Origin of the sequence: Rhizobacter terrae (genome assembly GCF_003852895.1) — a bacterium.
GTDB lineage: Bacteria > Pseudomonadota > Gammaproteobacteria > Burkholderiales > Burkholderiaceae_C > Albitalea > Albitalea terrae.
On the sequence record NZ_QUSW01000025.1, the window covers coordinates 1 to 1,472 of the forward strand.

1 protein-coding gene is annotated in these 1,472 nt (G+C 64.2%); it reads right to left on the minus strand.

Translation table 11 applies throughout. The annotated features are described in order from the left end of the window. Positions 1-339 precede the first annotated feature (339 nt). On the minus strand, positions 340-1,356 hold the full coding sequence (locus DZC73_RS29515; RefSeq protein ID WP_124543982.1) for an IS110 family RNA-guided transposase: 1,017 nt from the start codon (positions 1,354-1,356) through the stop codon (positions 340-342). Positions 1,357-1,472 lie beyond the last annotated feature (116 nt).

The window sequence follows — 1,472 nt, forward strand, 5'->3', positions numbered from 1 at the left end:
CATGTCAAACTACAAGGGCTTCTCCCTCTGTCAAGCGAAGGGCATCGCTGACCCGCACTGAGGGGCCTCATCGCATCAACAGATCAGCTCAGCCGGGTTTGGCAACAAACGAGCGAAGGTGCGGACTGGCAAGACTACAACCGGTCATCGAAGCAGCGGCGATTGCGCTGCAGACCCTGATGGAAGACGCACGCGGGAGCCTCATTCGTTAGTCGAGGACGGTTCAAGCCGCCTCCTTGACATGATCAGGCACCGCCCGCGCAGGTCCAACCTTGACTCATCACCGCAAGCCGTCACACGGCGGAAGCTTCAATTCGAACAGCGGCAGGTCGGGCGTAGTCAGACTGGCATCACGAAGCCTTCACCTCTGGTGAGCATCGCCCAGGCCATGCGCGCGTTCTTTGCCGCGATGGCCACCACGGCGCGCCAGTAGCCGCGTCGCTCCTGCAGCGCCAAGGCCCAGCCGCTGAGCGCATCGGTGCGGCCTTTGGCCGCATTGAGCACCGAACGCGCGCCCAGCACGAACAACGATCTCAAGTAGCCGTCACCTGCCTTGGTGATGTGACCCAGGCGCGTCTTGCCGCCCGAGCTGTACTGGCCTGGCACGAGGCCGAGCCACGCGGCGAACTGTCTGCCACAGGCGAACTCGTGGCCGTTGCCCACCATCGCGACGATGGCGGTGGCCGTGGTTTCGCCGATGCCGTGCAGGCGCATCAGCGCACAAGCTCTCGCATCCTGGCGCGCCTGCAGGGCAATGTGCCGGTCGTATTGCGCGATGCGCTCATCGAGCCGGTGCAGCTCGCTCAAGCAGTCGCCGATGGCCGTGTTGGCCCAGCCCGGAAGATCCTCCAGCGTGGCTGCCGCCTGGTGGCGAACCGTGCTGGCCTTCAGCGGCATCACGATGCCGAACTCACTGAGCAGCCCCCGAACACGGTTGATGAGCGCAGTGCGCTGCTCGACGAAGCCTTGGCGCACGCGGTGCAGCGTCAGCGCAGCTTGCTGCTCCAGACTCTTGACCGGCACGAAGCGCATGTTGGGCCGCTGCAGTGCCTCACAGATCGCCGCGGCATCGGCCGCGTCGGTCTTGCCTCGCTTGCCAGACAGCCGATACGGCGTGACGAACTTCGGCGCCATCAGCCTCACCGTGTGCCCCAGTGCGGCAAACATCCGAGCCCAGTGATGCGCTCCTGAGCAGGCCTCCATGCCGATGCTGCACGGTGGCAGCGAGGCGATCAGTGCATGCAGCTTGCCGCGTGGCACGCTCGCGCGCACCAGTGTCGGCCTGCCATGCTCATCGACGCCGTGCACGGCGAATACGTTCTTGGCGAGATCGATGCCAACGTAGAGAATGCTCATGGACTTCCCCTTTCGAACGAGTTGATGAGATTTCGCACTTCCCATCGTGGCACTTCGTTGCCGGTTGCCGCTTCGCGGCCAGTTCGGGACGGGGAAGTCCCTTTCATTCGTTAGGC